9 protein-coding genes are annotated in these 15139 nt (G+C 70.6%); 2 read left to right on the top strand and 7 right to left on the bottom strand.

Going from position 1 to position 15139, the window contains the following annotated elements; all coding sequences use genetic code 11:
• Positions 1-62 precede the first annotated feature (62 nt).
• Positions 63-266: a cold-shock protein gene (locus tag Apa02nite_RS02380; protein ID WP_067697713.1), complete on the bottom strand. Its 204-nt coding sequence runs from the start codon at positions 264-266 to the stop codon at positions 63-65.
• A 558-nt stretch (positions 267-824) separates the two neighbouring features.
• Between Apa02nite_RS02380 and Apa02nite_RS02375 the strand changes: the two genes are divergently transcribed.
• Complete coding sequence (locus Apa02nite_RS02375) at positions 825-1094, top strand: hypothetical protein (RefSeq protein WP_067697716.1); 270 nt, start codon at positions 825-827, stop codon at positions 1092-1094.
• A gap of 124 nt (positions 1095-1218) precedes the next feature.
• Here the strand turns inward: Apa02nite_RS02375 and Apa02nite_RS02370 are convergent, their stop codons facing one another.
• The 5 genes from Apa02nite_RS02370 to Apa02nite_RS02350 all read right to left on the bottom strand — a co-directional run bounded on the left by Apa02nite_RS02370 (position 1219) and on the right by Apa02nite_RS02350 (position 12740).
• Positions 1219-4731 carry a beta strand repeat-containing protein gene (locus tag Apa02nite_RS02370; RefSeq protein WP_203823608.1) on the bottom strand — a complete coding sequence of 1171 codons (3513 nt, stop codon included), beginning with the start codon at positions 4729-4731 and terminating at the stop codon, positions 1219-1221.
• Positions 4732-4775: 44 nt separating this feature from the next.
• Complete coding sequence (locus Apa02nite_RS02365; protein ID WP_203823607.1) at positions 4776-8024, bottom strand: discoidin domain-containing protein; 3249 nt, start codon at positions 8022-8024, stop codon at positions 4776-4778.
• Between the two features lie 23 nt (positions 8025-8047).
• Positions 8048-9451, bottom strand: a complete 1404-nt coding sequence (locus Apa02nite_RS02360) for a family 43 glycosylhydrolase (RefSeq protein ID WP_203823606.1) — start codon at positions 9449-9451, stop codon at positions 8048-8050.
• Positions 9452-9462: 11 nt separating this feature from the next.
• Positions 9463-11859: a glycoside hydrolase family 127 protein gene (locus Apa02nite_RS02355; protein ID WP_203823605.1), complete on the bottom strand. Its 2397-nt coding sequence runs from the start codon at positions 11857-11859 to the stop codon at positions 9463-9465.
• A 71-nt stretch (positions 11860-11930) separates the two neighbouring features.
• Complete coding sequence (locus tag Apa02nite_RS02350; protein WP_083971866.1) at positions 11931-12740, bottom strand: hypothetical protein; 810 nt, start codon at positions 12738-12740, stop codon at positions 11931-11933.
• Positions 12741-12971: 231 nt separating this feature from the next.
• Between Apa02nite_RS02350 and Apa02nite_RS02345 the strand changes: the two genes are divergently transcribed.
• Entirely contained in the window at positions 12972-14015 is a 1044-nt protein-coding gene (locus Apa02nite_RS02345) for a LacI family DNA-binding transcriptional regulator (protein ID WP_203823604.1), read from the top strand.
• Positions 14016-14091: 76 nt separating this feature from the next.
• Here Apa02nite_RS02345 and Apa02nite_RS02340 read toward each other — a convergent pair whose 3' ends face one another.
• Positions 14092-15123 (bottom strand): ROK family protein, encoded by a 1032-nt coding sequence (locus Apa02nite_RS02340; RefSeq protein WP_239164065.1) that lies wholly within the window; start codon positions 15121-15123, stop codon positions 14092-14094.
• Positions 15124-15139: the final 16 nt, after the last annotated feature.

The raw sequence follows: 15139 nt of genomic DNA, 5'->3' as shown, positions 1-15139 counted from the left end.
CCGGGGGAAACGCCGAACGGCGGCCCGCTGAATCAGTCGGGCCGCCGTTCGTCAAACGAAGATCAGAGCGGGCGGATGTTGTCCGCCTGCAGGCCCTTCTGGCCCTGGGTGATGTCGAACTCCACCTTCTGGTTCTCCTCGAGGCTGCGGAAGCCGCTCGACGCAATCGCGGAGAAGTGGGCGAAGACGTCAGCGCCGCCGTCGTCCTGGCTGATGAAGCCGAAGCCCTTGTCGGCGTTGAACCACTTCACGGTACCTGTAACCATTGTCTTGCTCCTTAGCGAGCTGTTCGAGACCGCACTGCGCGATCTCGTACGCCGCTGTGTTGATCACCCGCGTCGAACCGACACGTCCAACGAAAAAGCGCCTTGACGGGTTGACTGAAACCCATCAGGCGCCGAAAACGTCTACGGAAATCAAAACTGCAACGTCGAAACCGTAGCACAGGATTCTGGGTCGTCCAGGGCGTGGCACGCGCGCGATCCCGGTCACAGGACGTGTCGGTTATGGGTGATCCCCCGATTCGGCGGAGGTGCCGTCGCGCCCGATGCGGGTACAGTGGGTGGCGGATCAGCTCGTGAGAAGGCGCCCGTGCCGGGCGATGCAGCTGACAACTCAGGGCAAGCCGTCATGGGCGAAAGCATGGCGGTTTCCAGATGGCTACCGTGCCACGCCTCCCCCCAGGCGTCACGACCACCACGCGCAGACGGATCGTCCCGCCCGCTGCTCAGGACGCAGGCGGCCGGCGTTCCGGCCACGAGTTACACCGACACCCCAGGAGAGCGACTTCCGTGCTAGCCCCGCCCCCGGTCACTGCCTCAACGTTGCGCGAGCCCGCCAAGACCCTGCGTGAGAAGGGTGCGGACAGCTTCCACGCCGCCCTCGCCGCGGTCCTGACGTCCGCGCTTGACGACGCCCTCGCCACGGGTGACCACGCGAGAGCCGTCAACATCATCAACCGCGGCTTCGCGGAAGGCACCCCGCAGGTGGGGTGCGACCTGCTCTGCCGGGCCATCTCGGTGGTCGGCGCGGCCCGGACGTGGACCGTCCAGCTCGCCCCGCCGACCGCGGTGCGGCAGCGCTCAGCGCCGTAACCGAACGACGTGAGAAAGGCCGGGCCGCGCGAGCGGCCCGGCCTTCTTGTCGTTCCCCGGAAACGCGAGCGGCCACCGAAAAGGGCCGGACCCGCGAGCGGCAGGTCCGGCCCTTCAGCGAGAGCTAAAGGCTGACGGTGAACGCCACCGTCGCGGCCGGGCTGACCAGCCCGGTGCCGCCCACCGCGGTCACCGTCACGGTCGTCGGCGTGGCCTTCGCGACGGTCACGGTGACCGGCGCCTGCAGGGTGCTGCCGCTGACCGTGGTGTAGGCCCGGCCGTTGACCAGCACCTGGTAGCCGGTGATGCCGGACAGGCCGGCGGCCGGCGCCGTCCAGGTCACCGTGAACGACGTTCCGGTGGTGCCCTTGGCGGCCGGGCTGGTGATCACCGGCGCGCCCGGCTTGGCCGAGTCGACCAGGACGGCGCCGGCGGCCGCTTCGGTGGTGAGCCCGGTCAGGTTGGTGGTCTGCACGACGATCTGCCAGGACCCGTCCTCCGGGACCGTGACGGTGGCAGTGGTCGCGGTGGTGGCCACCTTGACCGTCCGGCTGCCGTTGGACGCGACGACCGTGTACCCCTTGACGCCCGACTCGGCGTCGCTGCCCGCCGACCAGGAGACCTTCACCGCGCGGGTCGCCTGACTGGCCGGCACGGTGGCCGGCTGGGCGGCGGTGGGTGCGGTGGTGTCGAACCAGACCGGGCCGGTCGTGCCCGCCGTGCTGGTGTTGCCGGCGTTGTCGACCGCCTGGACGGTCCAGGTGTGCTTGCCGGGCGGCGTGGTCACGGTCGCCGTGGTGGTCGTGGCGGTGGTGACCCGGGTGCCGTCCAGGGAGAGGACGTATTCGGCGATGCCGGTGGTGCGGTCGGTGGCGGCGGCCCAGGTGACCACGGTCCGGTCGTCCGCGCCGGAGACCTTCACCTGGGCGGGGACGGTCGGGGCGGTCGGGTCGTACGTGTAGCTGACCGACTCGGCCGGCGAGCTGAGCCCGGCGTTGTTGACCGCGGCCACGCTGACCGTCTGGCGCCCCTCGGACGGCTTGTACGAGTAGCTGGTCGTGGTGCCCGGCACGATCGTCTTCTGCGTGCCCACCGTCACCACGTACGACGCGATGCCGGAACCGGAATCGGTCGTCGCGTTCCAGGTGACCGTGACCGGCGCGGTCCGGGCGGTGCTGTCGGCGACCGGTGTCACGATGGTCGGCGCGGACGGCGCGGTCCGGTCGGTCCACGCCGTGTACGTCGCGGACGCCCCGGTGTTGCCGGCCGCGTCCACGCCGGTGATCGTCCAGGTGTGCTGGCCCTCGGCGGCGGTGTTGGGCGCCTCGGCCTTGGTGACCAGGACCGCCGCGCCGTCGTCGACCTGCACCTTCCACGACACCGGGGAACCGGCGGCGGAGCCCGCGACCCAGGTGAGCTTCGACTGGTCGGTGGCGAGCTTGATGGTCTTGGCCATGTCCGGCGTGAGCGTGTCGACCTTGATCGTGCCGGTGGCCGCCTTGGAGACCACCCCGGCGAGGTTCTTCGCGACCACGGTCACCGGGAAGGTGCCGTCGGCGGAGAGGGTGACCGTGGTGGAGGTGGTGTCCCCGTCGACGACGGTCGCCCGGCCGCCCACGGTCACGGTGTAGGAGCTGATCCCGGAGCCCGGCGCGGACGCGGCGCTCCAGACGAGCGTGACCTGCCGGCTGTTCTGCCAGGTGTCGGCGCTCGGCGCGGTGATGACCGGCGAGACCGGTGCGGACGGGTCGATCCACAGGGTGGTCTCGGTGGCGGTGCCGACGTTGCCGGCGGCGTCCGACGGGGTGACCGACACGGTCCGCCGGCCGGCCGCGATGCTCACCCTCGCGGTGGGGGAGGTGACGGTGGCGGTGAGCGTGCCGTCGACGCGCACCGCGTACGAACGGGTGGTGCCCTTGTCGGCCGGAGCCGTCCAGGAGACGGTCTTGCCGTCGGCAGCGACCTTGAGGGCGGTGACCGCGTCCGGCGCGGCCGAGTCGCGCAGGATCGACTTCGCCGCGCTGCTCTTGATCAGACCGGAGCCGTTGACCCCGACGACCGTGACCGTGTTGGTGCCCTCGGCCAGCGCGACGTCCGCGGTCAGCGTGTCGCCGCCGGTCTCGGCCGCCGTGCTGCCGTTGACCAGCACCCGGTACGCGGAGATCCCGGACTCCTTGTCCGCGGCCGCGCTCCAGGTGATCGTCTGGGTGGCGGTGTTCGTCATGGTCGCGGTCGTGGTGATAACCGGTGCGGTGTTCGGGACGGTGGTGTCCGCGGCCGCCGCGACCTCGATCGTGGCGGTGGTCGCGCCGACCGAGGTCACCTTCACCGTCTGGTTGGTGCCGGGCACCGCCCACACGCCGTTGAGCGGCAGGTTCGCCGCCGAGAACGCCGAACTGCTGGTCGGCTGCAGGTCGAGCAGCTGGGTGGTCGGCGGGTTCGTCGCGGTCCGCAGGTGGGCCTGGACGCCGGCCCAGTACGGCGCGCGGGTGTCCCGGCCGGTCGCCGGGCGGAAGTCGACGAACACCGTGCCGGCCGAGGTGGCGAGCTTCACGCCGGTCGTGCCGGAGTGCGTCGACAGCGCCGACAGGTCCACGGTGGTCTTCTGCGAGGTGGACGCCGTGACGGTCTGCGCGAGGCCCAGGTAGTCACCGAACGCCGAGTTCAGGTTCCCGGAGGCGTAGCCCTGCATGGCGTAGCCCATCACGTCGGTGACGTCGTTGTACTCCGCGATGGTGCACGAGGTGGACAGCGTGACCCGGCCGCCGGTTCCCGAGCAGGTCGCCTTGTTGGCGTGGCCCAGGCCGATGTTGTGGCCGAACTCGTGGGTGAGCACGTCCTCCCACGGGTAGCCGTTGATCCAGATGATCGACCCGTTCACCGAGCCCAGCCCGGCCCACGAGCAGCCCGACTGCTTCGGGAAGTAGACCGCGACGTGCTGGGTCGCGTCGGTCGGTGAGGTGAGCCCGTTCGCGGCGAGGGCCGCCTGGTAGATCGCGGTGGTGTTGCAGCTCCCGGACGGCGCCGACACCTGCTTCCAGTCGCGGACGTCGACGTTGATGGCGATGCCGCCGTTGGACTGCTCGGCCCAGTAGCTCTTCGCCTTGGTGGCGAGGGTGGTGAGCGAGCTCGGCGTCTCGGCGTCCTTCGCCGACCAGAAGACCGGCAACACGGTCAGCGTGTGCGAGCCGATCGCGGCCTCCTGCGTCGCTGCCGCCGCCGTACCGGTCAGCCGGGCCGCGACGACCGCCGCCGAGCTCGACCCGAGGGCGCGGGCCGTGCTCGAGGCCGCCACCGGCGTCGTCCCGGCCGCGTCGGTGAGCGCCTCGGCCCGGCTCGTGCCGGGCCGCGTCTTCAGCTTCAGGGTGGCCTGCTGGCCGGAGTCCGCGCCGGCCAGGGCGCCGGCCGGGACCGGCAGGAGCAGATCATCGACCTGTACGAAGGCCTGCTCCTGCTCGGCGCCCTCCGGCGTGCCCGGCAGCGGGTCGACGACGACTGACTGGACCGTCCCGGTGACGGACAGGGTCTCGGTGGCGGTGGCCGCGAACGCGGTACCCGGCGCGAGCCAGGCGGCCGCGACCGCGGAGGTGACGATCGCGCCACCGAGGCTCTGGACGAACAACCGATTGGGTGTCATGCGTGCTGCTATCGACGGCCCCGGGCGGGACCTGACGAGAATGATCAGTTGAAGGCCTTCACCTCCAGCAGTCCTACCGAAGCTGCACCGCTGGTCAACGCGACCCGCAACCGCGTGGTACTGATCTGTCCGAAGGTGACCGCGTTGTACTGGTCCGCCGCCACCGGGTACGCGCTGGGTGACGGCACGTCGGCGTACGCGCTGCCGGTCCAGTACTGCAGTTTCCAGGACGCCGGCAGGTCGATGCCCTGGCCGTCGTCGAAGAAGTACACCTGGGCGGACGTCAGCGACTGCGCGGACGGCCAGGTCAGCTCGGCCCACTGCTGGCCGGTGTTGGGCCAGGTGCCCCAGCGCGGGTTCACCGTGTCGTTCGACGACGGCGGGTCGATGCCGTCGTTGAGTGCCGCGACGCTCTCCCAGGACGAGGTGAACGACGCGCTCGGCGTGGCGGTCAGCGCGAGGTTCGCCGACACCGGGGGTACGACCACGCCGCGCTGGTAGAGCTTGAGCTCGGTGAGCCCGGTCTTCGTGGTGCCGGTCGGCTGGGTGAACTGGATCCGCAGCCGCGACGTGGTGACCGGCGTGAAGTTGACCTTGTTGTAGTTGGACTGTGGCGTGCCGGGCGACTTGACCTGGGAGGCCGCGGCGACCCAGGCGGTGCCGTTCCAGTACTGCACCGTGTACGCGGCCGGCGGCCGGTACCGGTTGGTGGCCCGGTCGTTGCGGAAGTACAGCCGGGCCTCGTCGACCGTCCGGTTCGCGCCGAAGTTCAGCTCGTACCAGTCGGTGGCGTTGGTGCTGCCGTAGCTGCCCCAGAGCGGCGCGTTGGTCGGCAGGTCGTCGATCGCGGCCGCGGTCGTGGTGCCGGAGGCGGTGTACGACGCCGTCGCGGTGGCGCCGGCCGCCAGGTTGGTGGTGCTGGAGGTCAGGTCCACGCCGGCCTTGGCGAAGACGTCGACCATCCGCGCGCTGTTCTGCACCACGTTCTGCGGCGCCTGCAGCGACGGGAACGCGGCGCTGTAGGTGACCGTGCCGACCCCGGACGGAATGGTGACCGCGCCGGTGGCCGGGTTGTAGACGAACGGGGTGAGCCGGTCGACGGTGGCCACCCGGGTGCCGTTCAGGTAGATCGAGTAGCCCTGCGGGACACCGGCGTACTTGACCACGCCGTCGGCCGGGTCGTCCCAGACCACCGACAGGTCGGCGTTGCGGTAGCGCAGGTTGTTCACCGCGAAGTTCGGCCAGCCGATGGTGATCGGGGACAGCTCGATCTGCGCGTCGTTGCGCGGGCGCAGCCCGGCCACGTCCTCGATGATCGTCCAGTTGCTGCTGCCGAGGATGTTGTGGTGGATCCAGGAGCGGTAGGTGATCGCGCTGCCGTTCCAGTCGGCCCAGAACTCGTTCGCGTCGGGCCAGGCGGTGTTGCCGTCGACGTACTGGGCCCAGGTGTTCCAGTACAGCAGCTTCTTGTAGTCCTCACTGGTCATCGACGCGTTCGGGTAGTTGCGCAGCACCGACGAGTAGAGCCGGAACTGGACCGTCGAGTTGATCGTGGAGAAGTTGTTGCTGCCCGGGTTGCCGGCCGCCGCGGCCGCCGCCTTGTCCTTCTGGTTCGCCGTGTAGAACGGGAAGATCGGGTACTCGGCGGGGTCGGCGAACAGGCGCAGGGCGGCCTTGTACTGCTCGGTGTTCGGCATCAGGCCGACCGCGTACGGGTAGTAGTTGTTGATCTCCTTCCACGGCACGAACGCGTTCGTCGCCACGTGCTTGTGCTCGAGCAGCTGGTCGGCCGGGTTCCACAGCGTGGTGATCACGCCGTTTTTGATCCGGTCGGCGAGCGTCTGCATCTCGGTGCTCTTCGCGGTGTCACCGAGCAGCGCATAGGCCTGCTTGGCGGCGTTCGCGGCGGTCCACACGTAGGCGGTCTCGGCGCGGTCCAGGTTGCCGGTGCGCCAGTGGAACGACACCGCGTCGGCGTCATTTCCGGTCATCGCGCCCCAGTCGTACTCGATGACGCCGTTGTTGTTGGTGTCGTAGGTGGCCAGCTGGCCCTTGGCGTCGCCCTCGGCGTACCGGGCGAAGTTGCGCAGCATGGCCGGCTGCCCGCCGTGGATCTGGTAGGCCCGCCAGGCCGCTTCGGCGATGTACTGGGTGTAGGAGTTCGACCAGTTCTCCGGATCACCCGGGTTGTCGACGAACCGGCCGTTCGCCGAGTACTGCCCGACCGCCAGGTAAGGACCGTAGGAGTACTCGGCGTTGCGCAGGTACTTCAGGTCGTCGATGTGCATCGGCTGGGTCAGCGCGATCGCGTTGTTGTATCCGGTCGCGCCCTCGACCGACTGCGGGAACTGGAAGTCCTGCCCCGGGATGTCCGCGTCGAGGTGGTTGAACCGCATCAGCCACCAGCGGTAATAGATGTTCTTCTTGATCGCCGCGTCCGGCACGTCGATGTAGGGCACGTTGTCGGCCCACCACTTGTTGTAGGCCCGCACGTGGGTGGCGAACGCGTCGGCCGCGGTCCGGGCACGGTAGGCGTCGTACTCGGTCCGTGACTCCGGTATCTCGGTGGTGACGAACCCCAGCTGAACCTTGACCGTTACCGTCTGGCCCGCTGCGACCGTTACTGATCGGCTCAGCCCGCTGCTCGCGGCGGTGAAACCGTCACCGGAGAACCGCGGGTAGAGCGTGGTCAGGTTGTTCTTCACGGCCCGGGTGCCGGTCAGCTCGGTGCCGCTGACCGTGCTCGCGTAGGGCGAGGTGGCGTTCAGTGTCAGGGTCGCCGAGGCGGTGCCGGTGTTGACCACCGCAACGTTCGTGACCAGCACGTTGTTGTCGGTGATGAACTTGGTGACGTCCAGCCGGACGGTGCCGCCGGTGTGCACGCTGCGCCAGTGGCTGGGTGCCTGCTTGCGCTGGGCGGGCTGCTCGGTGAACGTGCCCGGCGACGCGGTGATCGCGTAGGCGTTCTGACTGCTGATGTTGTCCCAGTAGGCGGCGTTGCCGCCGAAACCGATCACCGCGGGATTGTGCGTGTACATGAACGCGGCCCGCCCGCGGGTCATCAGCCAGGTGCCGGACGGGTCGTTACCGGTGCGGGCCAGCAGCCGGTCCATCCAGAAGTCGGTGCCGCCGGCCTCCGCGTCGTAGATGGCGCGCATGGTGTCGCCGGTGGCGTAGCCGACCGGCGGCGCGGGGATCGAGCCGGCGCCGGTGAAGGCGGGATAACCGATGGTCTGCGCGGCCATGGCCGCCTGCGGAAGGCTCAGGAAACACACGATCAAAATCAGACCCATAGCGTACGAACACAGTCGTCGGATCACGGCTGGAACGCCTTCCACTCGAGCACGCCCGTGGAGTAGCCGGTCCGGGACGTGATGGACAATCGCAATCGCGTCGTGCTGATCGCCGGGAACGTGCTCACGTTCTCGGTGTTGCCGGCCACCCCGCACGCCGACTGCCCGGGCACCGCCGCGTACGCGCTGCCGGTCCAGTACTGCAGCTGGCAGGACGCGGGCAGGTCGATGCCCTGGTCGTCGTCGAACCAGTAGACCGAGCTCTTGTTGATCGACTTGGCGGCGGGCCAGGTGTACTCGACCCACTGGGTGCCCTGCTGCGGCCAGTTGCCGTAGGCCAGGTTGGCGCGGTCCGCGGAGCTGGCCGGGGTGCCGCCGTTGTTGATCGCGGCCAGGCTCTCCCACGAGGACACGTAGGACGTCGACGCGGTCGCCGACGGCCCCAGGTTGGTGCCGCTGCCGGTGCCGCCGCCGACGGTCGGGATGACCTTCTGGATCGTGCCGTCGGCGTTGAAGGTCAGCTTGTCCACCGCCACCGACCGGCGGAAGTTGCCGCCGCCCGGCGCGTCAGCGGTGTGGTAGACCAGGTACGACTGGCCGTTCAGCTCGGCGATCCCGGCGTGGTTGGTGGTCGACGAGACCTGGCCCAGGACGATGCCGCGCTCGGTCCACGGCCCGAGCGGGCTGCTCGCGGTCGCGTACCGCTGGCAGGCGTAGCTGGAGTTGGTGACGCAGCCGTTGGTGTCGTTCGCGGCGTACATCAGGTAGTAGAGGCCGTTGCGCTTGAACATCCACGGGGCCTCCCAGTAGTTGGTGAGCCCGGTCGGCGTGACCACCGCGCCGACCGTGTCGATCATGTTGGCGGCGAGCTTCACCGCCCGCGGCGACCAGTACCCGCCCCAGTACATGTACGCCTGGCCGTCGTCGTCGACGAAGACCGTCGGGTCGATGTTCAGCCCGGACGAGTTCGCCGTGCTGTCGCTGATCAGCGGCCCGCCCTTGGCGTCGGTGAACGGACCCAGCGGGGTGTCGCCGACCGCGACGCCGATGTTCATCCAGCCCGCGCCGTTGCCGTTGATCGAGGTGTACCAGTAGTACTTGCCGTTGCGCGGCTCCACCTCACCGGCCCAGGCGTCGGCACCGGCCCAGCCGAAGGTGCCGATGCTGGCCTTGGCGCCGTTGTCGGTCCAGGTCTGCGCGTCGGTGGAGGACAGCACGTGCCACTCGCGCATCACGAAGTTGCTGGTCCCGGCGGGCGCCTCGTCGCGCCCGGCGTAGATGTACATGGTGTTGCCGACCACCAGGGGCGCGGGATCGGCGGTGTAGATGCTGGTGATGATCGGGTTGGCGGCCTGCGCGGGCAGGGCCACCGCGGCGACCGCGGTGACCACCCCGCACACGGCGGCAACCCATCTCCTGGCGGACATAGGGGACTCCTTCACTGACCGGTGGCGTTCAGTTGGGACACCTCGGCCGCGGACAGGGCCCGGCTGTAGATCCGGAACCCGTCGACGGCCGCGGCGAGATAGGGATCGCCGGCGTACTGGGAGCGGCCGATCCAGTTCTGGGTGGTGGCGCCGAGCACGCTGGGCCGGATGGTCAGCGCGCTGTTGCGGGCCGCCTCGGCGCCGTTGACGTAGAGCACGCCGAGGTTGCCGGTGTGGGTGACGGCCACGTGCGTCCAGGCGCCGGTGGGCAGGGCGGCCGGGCCGTCGATGCGCTGCTCGGCGCCCGCGCCGCCGGTGGTGATGGCGTACCGCGGGGTGCCGGCGCTGCTGCGCGGGGTGAGGAACAGGTAGGTGCCGGTGCCCGCGCCGAGGTCGAACAGCCGGGGCCAGGTGGCCGCGGTGTCCAGCCGGACCCAGGCGGCGATGGTGAACGAGGTGGCGCCGGCGAGCAGCCCGGCCGGCAGGTTCACGTACGCGCCGGAGCCGGTGAGCTGCACCGCGCCGCCGCTGCGCCCGGTGGTGCGGGTGGCGCCGCCGGCCAGCGCGGCGTCGCGGCCGTTGCCGGTGGCGTCGAGCGCGGTGCTCCCGGACGCCTCGTCGAACGGGTAGTGCGCGGCGAACGTCCCGGCCACGTTCCAGTACACCGAGTACCGCTGGCCGTGGGTCTGGTAGAACGGCCGCAGCAGCACCGAACCGGCGGTGTACTCCAGCGGCACCCCGGTCGGTTGCAGGGCGGCCGGGTCCAGGTTGGGCAGCGCGCTCAGGTTGGTGGTGCCGAACTGCCCGGCCAGCACCACCGGGCCGTGCCGGACCGCGCGGACCGCCGGGTTGTCCGGTGCGGGTTCCAGGCTCAGCGCCATCGGCAGGCTGATGTCGACGGTGTCGCCGCCGGCCCAGGTCCGGTTGATCGCCAGGTAGGACCCGGGGACGGGGGAGCCGGTGAGGACGCCGTTGACCCGGACCTGGGCGCCGGTGGTCCAGGACGGGATGCGTACGCGCAGGTCGATCTGCCCGGTCCCGGTGATGGTCAGCCGGGACGTGGCGGTCTCCGGGAAGCCGGTCGCCTGGGTGACCGTGATCCCGCGGCCGGGCCAGGTGAGCGTCGCGGGGATGAACAGGTTCAGATACAGCGTGTTGCCGCTGGTGAACCAGATGCTGTCGGTGAACTTGGTGTTGGTCTCCATCCCGGTGCCGTGGCAGCAGGTGAAGTTGTCGTAGTCGTTGCTGTACGTCTTGAGCCCGCCGGCCCGCAGCGGCACGTAGTAGCAGTGGAAACCGTGCGCCGACGCCGGGTTCTGCGCGCCGAGCAGGTGGTTGACCAGCGCCTTCTCGTAGAAGTCCATGAACTCGGCGCCGCGGGCCGGGTCGGTGAGGAACAGCTGGCGGGTCAGCTTGAGCATGTTGTAGCTGTTGCAGCACTCGCAGGTGGTGTCGGACAGCTCGCTCGCGATCCGGTTCGGCGCCTGGAAGTACTCGCCGTTGGAGTTGCCGCCGATCGCGTACGAGTGCTGCTTCACCACGAGGTTCCAGAAGGTGACCGCGATGTCGCGGTACCGGGTGTCGCCGGTGGCGTGGTACCCGCGGATCGCGGCGAGCGCCTTCGGGATCTGGGTGTTCGCGTGGAACCCGGCCAGCGCGTCCACGCCGGCGGCGAGCGGGTCGAGCACCTGCGCGTGGTCGAAGTACTGCGCGGTGGTCAGGTGCGCCGGGTTCTCGCTGAGCTGGTACAGGTTGAACAGGGTCTCGCCGATCCCGCCGAACTCGACGCGCAGCATCTGCTGCCGCTGCGCGTACGAAAGCAGGCTGTTGCGGGCCTGGACCCACGCGGCCTTGCGCTCGAGCACGGTCCGGGCCAGCGCGGACCCGGTCAGCTGGTGCATGTCCAGCAGACCCGCAACGATCTTGTGCAGCGTGTAGTACGGCGCCCACACCTGCTGGCCGGCCTCGAGCCGGTCGATGAAGCTCTCCGGGTATGCGGACAGGAACCCGTTCGGGCGCTGGCAGAGCGCCAGCTCGGCGACCAGGTAGTCGCCCTTGGTCTTGAACGCGGCCTCGCCGGTGCTCGCGTACGCCTGGGCGAGAGCGGTCAGCACGTGCCCGATCGAGTGCCCGCGCAGCTCGGTGGACGGCGACTCCCAGCCGCCGCAGGGTGTCGCCGACGACGGCCGCCCGGCGGTCACCCGGAACATGTGCAGCAGCCGGTCGGCGTCCAGGAAGCGCAGGTAGGCATGGGTGCGCGCGGTGTTCTCGGCGAACCGACCGGCGCCCAGCCGGACGGCGGTGAGCGGGAACGCGTACGCGGTGACGCCGGCGTCCGGGCGGAGCGCGAGGGCCGGGCCGGCCGGCAGCAGGGCGGCGGCCTTGAGGAGGGTGCGACGGGACGGCATGGGACGGCACCTTTCGCCGGAGTCCCGGCCGGGGGCCCGGCCGGGACGGGATCTGCAGGGGGACGGCGCGATCAGTAGCCGTAGCGGTTCTTGAGGTGCCGCCACCAGTCGCGGAACATCCAGGCGTCGAACTCGGTGATCTGGGTGGCGGTGCCGGCCTGCATGAGGAAGCCGCCTACGCCGGTCGGGGTCCAGTCGTAGAAGTCGTCCAGGCCCCAGGTGTGGCCCATCTCGTGCAGCAGGATGTGGATGTTCGTGGCGGTCAGGTTGCCCATGAAGTACTCGCGGCCGATCCGCTGGCCCCAGTCGCCGCCGGCGCCTCCGCCGAAGCCGTCGGTGAGCCACAGCGACTGGTCGTAGTGGTGGGCGTAGCCGCCCGGGCAGCTGGGGTACTGCGCGTTCTGGTGGAAGAACCGCCCGCACGGCTCGGAGCACTGCGGCGCGTTCTCCCGGATGTCGTTGACGTAGATGTCCACCGAGGAGTCGGTCCACTGCAGCTGGGACCGGTTGCGCACGGCCCAGCCGACCACCTTGACCGGCACGTCGGCGTACGGCCAGGCGTTGTGCCCGACCAGCTCGTCCATCCACTTCTTGTGCTGCCGGGCCAGGGTGGCCTGGATCTGGTCGCGCTGGGCCGCGGTCACCGAGGCCGTGGAGTCCCAGCGGACGCAGTAGTTGATGTACCCGCGGTTGGCCATCACCTGGTCCCAGCCGTAGTTGCGGAACCCGTACAGGTCGCCGTAGGTCTGTTCCTGGTGCTGCCAGACCTGGGCCAGCGGGGTGACCAGGTTCGCCGGCGGGCTCCAGGTCGGGGGAGCGGCCCAGGCCGGGGCCGGCACCATGACGACCGCCAGCAGCAGGGCGATCCACTTTGCTTTCACGAGGCCTCCTTTAATCGATGTTGATCTATCTATGTCCCGGCACTTCACCCCCACGACGATCGGTGCTGGTGGATGAGCGGCACTCTTGATCCGGGCCGCCCGTAGGTGAGACTTCCTTACGAAAAGGTTTTCGGCAAGATGTGCACCGTGTTACGAATGGGTCCTCCGTAACGGGCGATAGTGCTGGTAGCGTCCCCGCAACCACAGAGGACCGGCACCGAAAGGCAGTTGATGGGACGGCGAAGATCCGAGGCGATCACCCTGGCCGACGTGGCCCGCCGGGCCGGCTGTTCGGTGGCCACCGCGTCGAAGGCGCTCAATGCCCGCGATCAGGTCGCCGAGGCCACCCGGCAGCGGGTGCTGGACGCCGCCGCCGAGTTGTCGTTCCACCCCAACGCGCTCGCCCGCGGCCTGATCTCCGGCCGTACCCGGGCCATCGGCCTGCTCACCGACGAGCTCGGCGGCCGGTTCTCGATCCCGATCCTGCTCGGCGCGGAGAACGCCCTCGGCAACGAGCGGATGTCGGTGCTGCTCTGCGACGCCCGCGGCGACGACGCCCGGCGCCGGCACTACGTCACCACGCTGCTGGCCCGGCAGGTGGACGGCTTCATCGTGGTCGGCGACAACAACGACCTGCGGCCCGCGCTGCCGCGGAACCTCCCGGTCCCGGTCGTCTACGCGTACGGCGAGTCCGGGCATCCCGACGACGTCTCGGTGATCGCCGACGACGAGGGCGGTGCGCGGCTGGCCGCCGACCATCTGATCAGTCTCGGTCGCCGCCGCATCGCGCACATCACCGGCCCGCGCGGCTACCGGGCGGCCCGCGACCGGGCGGCCGGGCTGCGCGCGGTGCTGGCCGAGCACGACCTGCCGCTGGCCGGCGGCGAACCCGGGTACGGCGAGTGGTCCCAGCGCTGGGGCCGGCTCGCCGCGCACCGGCTGCTCGCCGCGCATCCCGGCCTCGACGCGATCTTCTGCGGCAACGACCAGATCGCCGCCGGGGTGGCACAGACCCTGCGCGAACGCGGCCGCCGGATCCCGGACGACGTGGCCCTGGTCGGCTACGACAACTGGACCGAGTTCGCCGCGGACTGCCGCCCGCCGCTGACCACCGTCGACCTCAACCTCGAGGAGCTGGGCGCGACGGCGGTCCGGCACCTGTTCGCGGCGATCGAGGGCCACCCGTCCCGCGGCGTGCTGCGCGAACCGTGCCGCCTGGTGGTCCGCGACTCCACGGTGCCCGGCCCGGAACCGGCGGGCCGACGCCCCGGATAGGGCCGGGACGGCGGCTCCACACCGTACACAATGGGTCTTTATGGTCGGCGGATCACCGCGACCGGAGGCCGGGTCGTCAGGCGGCGGCGGTGTTCAGCGGATCGCTGAGGAGGCGTTCGAAGGCCAGCTCGGCGGCGCCGATCAGCGGGGCGTCGTCGCCGAGCAGGGCGACGCTCAGCCGCAGGCCGGCGCGGCAGGCCGGCAGGGCGGACGCGTGCAGGCGGCCGCGGACCTGGTCGTGGCCGTCGCGGTAGAGGCCGGCCAGCGTGCCGCCGAAGACGACGGCGCCCGGGTTGAGGATGTTGACCAGGTTGGCGAGGCCGTGACCCAGCCAGAGTGCCGCGCGGGCCCGATCGCCGGCCGCGGCGCTGATCTCGGCCTCCCAGCAGCCCCGGTGCCCGCAGCGGCACGGGTGGCCGTCCGGGTTGACCACCATGTGGCCGGCCTGGGCGCCGATGCCGTTGTGGCCGGTGAACCCGCGGCCACCGATGATCAGTCCGGCGCTGATGCCGTCGTCGCCGTGCAGGTGGATGACGTCGTCGACGCCGACCGCCGCGCCGCGGGTGTGTTCGGCGAGCGCCGCGAGGTCGGCGAGGTTGCCGACCTGGGCCGGGTGATCGAGGCCCAGGGCCTCGCCGAGGGTCTCTCCCAGGGCCGGGTCGCGGTCCGTTCCCACCACCGCGACGGCACAGCCGAGCGGGACGCTGCCGTCGGCGGGGCGCAGCTCGCGGGCCAGCCCGGTGAGCGTGGCGGTCAGATCGTTTCCGGACGGCCGGGCGACGGTCCGGCTGTCCAGGATGTCGCCGCCGAGCCCGATCCGGGCGGCGCGCAGCCGGCCTGCCTCGACGGTCAGCGCGTACGCGGAGAAGCCGGCGGCGTTGGTGCGCACCACCGGTGACGGGCGCCCGGCGCGGCCGCTGGCCCGGGGCGCGCCCTCATGGACCAGCCCGACGGCGGTCAGCTCGGCGGCGAGCGCGCCGATGGTGCTGCGGTTGAGTCCCAGTTCGCTGGTCAGTTCGGCGCGTGAGGTGGCACCTCGCAGGTGCACGTAGCGCAGCACCGCGCCCAGGTTCCGCCGGCGCACCGCCTCCTGGTGAGGGACGGACACGACGTCTCCTTCTGGT

The sequence above is a fragment of the Actinoplanes palleronii genome, assembly GCF_016862315.1.
Taxonomy (GTDB): domain Bacteria; phylum Actinomycetota; class Actinomycetes; order Mycobacteriales; family Micromonosporaceae; genus Actinoplanes; species Actinoplanes palleronii.
The sequence above is the reverse complement of the archived record's forward strand: the minus strand, read 5'-3'. Positions and strand labels throughout refer to the sequence as shown.

Excerpts from the sequence above, each read along its gene's own strand:
- Apa02nite_RS02370 (WP_203823608.1), bottom strand. The coding sequence starts at position 4,731 with ATGACACCCAATCGGTTGTTCGTCCAGAGCCTCGGTGGCGCGATCGTC.
- Apa02nite_RS02355 (WP_203823605.1), bottom strand. The coding sequence starts at position 11,859 with ATGCCGTCCCGTCGCACCCTCCTCAAGGCCGCCGCCCTGCTGCCGGCC.
- Apa02nite_RS02380 (WP_067697713.1), bottom strand. The coding sequence starts at position 266 with ATGGTTACAGGTACCGTGAAGTGGTTCAACGCCGACAAGGGCTTCGGC.
- Apa02nite_RS02365 (WP_203823607.1), bottom strand. The coding sequence starts at position 8,024 with ATGGGTCTGATTTTGATCGTGTGTTTCCTGAGCCTTCCGCAGGCGGCC.
- Apa02nite_RS02360 (WP_203823606.1), bottom strand. The coding sequence starts at position 9,451 with ATGTCCGCCAGGAGATGGGTTGCCGCCGTGTGCGGGGTGGTCACCGCG.
- Apa02nite_RS02345 (WP_203823604.1), top strand. The coding sequence starts at position 12,972 with ATGGGACGGCGAAGATCCGAGGCGATCACCCTGGCCGACGTGGCCCGC.